The following is a 3,414-nucleotide window of genomic DNA, read 5'->3' as shown; positions in this document are numbered from 1 at the left end:
GGCTGCCGCAGGAGCCAGCGCATCATAGATGATGCTGCCTTCCCTTTTGTCCAATTCCTCCGGCACACGCTCCAGCATCCGTTCCAGAATCCCTTCAAAGGTCTGGTCAGCCATTGGCATTCAACTCCTTTCTGATCCGGATATCGCCGTAGCGCGACCTAACCTTAATATCAATTGACACATTCTCCCCGTTAAACGAAACCTCCGGCTGATCCACTCCCTCAATCCGGTCGTCCTGCAGCAGCGCTTCCGTTACAACCCGCCGAATCTCCGGTCCGGCCAGCAGCCGATCCTGACCCAGCACCAGATTCCACTCGGTCCCATAATTGGAGCTGTAAACAAGATGTTCATACCGGAGCGTGCGCAGCGCCTTATCCACCGCCTGCTTCAGCGCATCCAGACCGTCCACATAGCCGTTAATCCGCCCCGTTCTCCAGTCAATGCCGTAGGTCAAGCCCGGGGCTTCACCCGTTTCCCCTTCCGTCTGTACAGCAATGTAACCGGACTGTCCTGCTTCGGGAATCATGACGGCTTCACCAGCCTGTCCAGTACGACATAGCTCCGGCCGCCCTGCATACGCAAGAGCAGAACACGGTCGCCCGCTTCAAGCCCCCGCCGCAGCACGACCTCCCCGCCGTCCAGAAGAAGCTTGCTCTCCATTACCGATTCGGGCAGAACGAGCGCGCTGCCGGGCAGACTAAATTTCTGATCAATCTGAATTTGCAGCGGCGCTCCCTCCACTACCGTTCCATAAAAAAAAGCCACCGGATTGCTGCTGTCCACCGCTCCGAGGCTCGCCTTTTTAATAATATCCAACACCGGTTACACCACCTTAATATCAAGAGACATCGTATGCTCTCCCCCCGACAAATTGTGGGTGCACTGGTCGACCAGAAACAGCTGCGGCTCAAGCTCATCCAGCAGCACATAAATGAAGCTGCCCGCGCGCACGCGCAAATCGCCGATAGCCTGCACCGAAAGACTGATCTTCTCCCGGTTATGCAGCTTCAGCAGCTGCTCCGCCTTCTCCCGGATTTGCGCCGCGTTCGCATTGTCGTCCGCCTTCTGGGACAAGTGCAATATCCCCCACCTTCTGACATTCTCCTTGTCGCTTGCCGGATAGAAATCGCGCTTCCCTGTCTCTTCATTGTTTTTATACAAAATAATTGTGTTATAGGTCTCGTCATCAATGCTCGTTTTGAGCGAATAGTCATAAAGCAGGCTGCCCGCTCCGAGCGCGACATGCAGCAGCATGGATTCCGGACCGCGCAGCGTAAGCTTGCCAAAATCATCGTAAAAAGCTAGCAGCCTGCCTTTCTGCCGAAGCTCGGCTTCGATCGCGCCCATAATAATATCCAGCAGCTTCTTATCGTCTTCGATCAGCGACGGCTGAACATACTCCGTCTTCTCCAGCAGCCCGGTCTTAAGTCCGTAATCGGCGGCGATTTTGCGTATGACATCAGTTGCCGTAATGTTCTCAAGGGCGTAGCTGCCGCTTCCGAGCAAATAGCGGATCTGATCGTAAGCCGTCAGCTTGAGCTGCCGGTCCTGGCCGGTCTCCAGACTGAACACAAACCCGTAAAACACATCAATTCCAGCCTTGCGGAACTGCACAATATCGCCGTTGGCGATTGCAAACTTCGGATGCTGGTAAATCCCCCCGTTCAGCAGCGTGAATTCCAGTGTAGAAGGCTTCCCGGAGCGGGACGTTTTCCAGGACATGTCCGAGACGATCCCGGCTATATCCCATATCCGGCCTTCCTTGTTCTTGACCAGCAGTTCCATTGCTTCCTCCTCTCCTGCCGATAAAAAAAGCGGGGCCAACGTCAAGGCAGCTTGATCGTCTTGCCGACCGGAAGCTTTCTCAGCTCACTGTCAGGAATCGCATTTAGCTTCTGGATTTCTTTCCACCTGCTGCCGTCGCCCAGCACTTTTTGTGCGATTTTCCACAGAGTATCGCCCGCCTTCAGCTTATAGACAGCCGGAGCCTTTCGGTCGCTTGCCCGCTGCTGCTGCGTCTTGGCCGCTCCCTTCATGACTTTTACCGGGGCCGCCTGGTAGAACACATACTTTTTCAGCGATAGCGAATATTCGATGTCTCCCGAAGTACCGGCGGCTAGCTTCCAGTTGAAGCTCTCAATGCTCATGGCCATGCTCAGGGCAAAATCATGGGTTTGAGCCGAACCCTCCAACTCCAGACCGGAAAAAATAAAGCGGATCGGCCGGCGGCTCGTCATCCATTTTTTGATCATCTCCACATATTCAAAAGGTTGGAGCAAGCGGTCCTTCCCTGTCTCCGGCACGAGGACGAAAGGGTAGCGCTGCGCCGGAAAGATGCTTTCCAGCGTAATCTCGGTCAGCTTGGGATAGGAAATGGCGTTGACTTCACCCAGATCAATAATGGTATAGCTCTTGCCTTCACCCGCTTCCTTGATTTCCAGCGTCTCGGGATTGACCGGCAGACGGAAGATATCCTCCATATTGTTGTAGCAGAGAAAAAAGCCGTACTCCTGATGCGTATTCATGTGTACACCCCCTGCGCGGTCGACACAAATTCCTCGCTCAACCTTTGATTGATTTTGTTGATAATCGAGTCGATATCTCCGGCGTTATTAATATTTCCGGTTGTTACCTGCACCGTAGGCGTCAGTTCGACAAAATTTTGAATGGCCTGGATTTCGGCCAGCTCGCGCAGCATAGCCAGATCGTCGCTGGAAATATCCACGGTTCCTTTAACGGAACCCACCTCTCCAACACGGGCGACGTTGTTGATGTTGCCCGGATTGTTGATGTTGCCCAGATTGTTCATATTGCCCTGCCCCGGATTTTGAAGCATCTTCTGCTGCTTCTGGGTTTTGGTATCATCTTTTAATGCCTTTACCTTGGTGCTGAATTTGTTCACCATATCTTTTCCTACCTGGCCGTACTGCTTGGCAGCAATGGAAGGATCGACAAAAGTCTTCTTCTCGCTGTTGATAACCGGCTTGTCGCTTACCGGCTCCGGTATCATCTTCCGCACGTTATCAACCATGCCGCTGAACACATGCGGGTCTTCCGTGTCAAGCAGATTGACCTTTATATTGGCCAGCTTTTCAAATCCGGGAATATTGCTCAGGAAATCCGTTATGGCCTTGAATTTGGTTAGTGCCTTGTCCACCGCCCAAACGATCGCCTCCACAAACCCGCCGGCAAAGTTCTCCACACCCAGCGCCATTTGATAAATGAAGTTCAGAACGTTCATCGCCAGATCATAGAATAATTTCTTCACGGCAAAGACGGGATCAATGAACAGATTACGCAAGAAGTCCGCATAAATAATGAAGGTGTTATACAGACCAATGACAATGTTCTCAATAAAACCCTTCAGCCAGCCGAAGCCCGTTGCAATGGCGACAACAACATCTCCTACAGTGA

General features: G+C 52.7%; 4 protein-coding genes and 2 pseudogenes. All 6 read right to left on the bottom strand.

The window, feature by feature from the left end; translation table 11 throughout:
* Positions 1-114 (bottom strand): annotated as a pseudogene (locus L692_RS31870) (baseplate J/gp47 family protein); the annotation flags it as partial.
* Positions 107-526: a DUF2634 domain-containing protein gene (locus L692_RS0115715; RefSeq protein WP_025701100.1), complete on the bottom strand. Its 420-nt coding sequence runs from the start codon at positions 524-526 to the stop codon at positions 107-109. The gene L692_RS0115715 and the pseudogene L692_RS31870, both read right to left, overlap by 8 nt.
* The gene (locus L692_RS0115710; protein WP_025701099.1) at positions 523-819 is read right to left on the bottom strand and encodes a DUF2577 domain-containing protein; all 297 of its coding nucleotides are present in this window, start codon (positions 817-819) and stop codon (positions 523-525) included. The genes L692_RS0115715 and L692_RS0115710 overlap by 4 nt, the downstream gene beginning before the upstream one ends.
* Before the next feature lie 3 nt (positions 820-822).
* Positions 823-1,785, bottom strand: a complete 963-nt coding sequence (locus L692_RS0115705) for an XkdQ/YqbQ family protein (protein WP_025701098.1) — start codon at positions 1,783-1,785, stop codon at positions 823-825.
* Positions 1,786-1,826: 41 nt separating this feature from the next.
* The gene (locus tag L692_RS0115700) at positions 1,827-2,525 is read right to left on the bottom strand and encodes a LysM peptidoglycan-binding domain-containing protein (protein ID WP_025701097.1); all 699 of its coding nucleotides are present in this window, start codon (positions 2,523-2,525) and stop codon (positions 1,827-1,829) included.
* A pseudogene (locus L692_RS32835) lies at positions 2,522-3,414 on the bottom strand (hypothetical protein); the annotation flags it as partial. The gene L692_RS0115700 and the pseudogene L692_RS32835, both read right to left, overlap by 4 nt.

The sequence above is a fragment of the Paenibacillus forsythiae T98 genome (assembly GCF_000520735.1).
In the GTDB taxonomy this organism is placed as follows: domain Bacteria; phylum Bacillota; class Bacilli; order Paenibacillales; family Paenibacillaceae; genus Paenibacillus_AQ; species Paenibacillus_AQ forsythiae.
This window is presented reverse-complemented; position numbering and strand designations above follow the sequence as displayed.

What these genes read in the sequence shown, in the direction of transcription:
- L692_RS0115705 (WP_025701098.1), bottom strand. Translation starts at nt 1,785, where the DNA reads ATGGAACTGCTGGTCAAGAACAAGGAAGGCCGGATATGGGATATAGCC.
- L692_RS0115700 (WP_025701097.1), bottom strand. Translation starts at nt 2,525, where the DNA reads ATGAATACGCATCAGGAGTACGGCTTTTTTCTCTGCTACAACAATATG.
- L692_RS0115715 (WP_025701100.1), bottom strand. Translation starts at nt 526, where the DNA reads ATGATTCCCGAAGCAGGACAGTCCGGTTACATTGCTGTACAGACGGAA.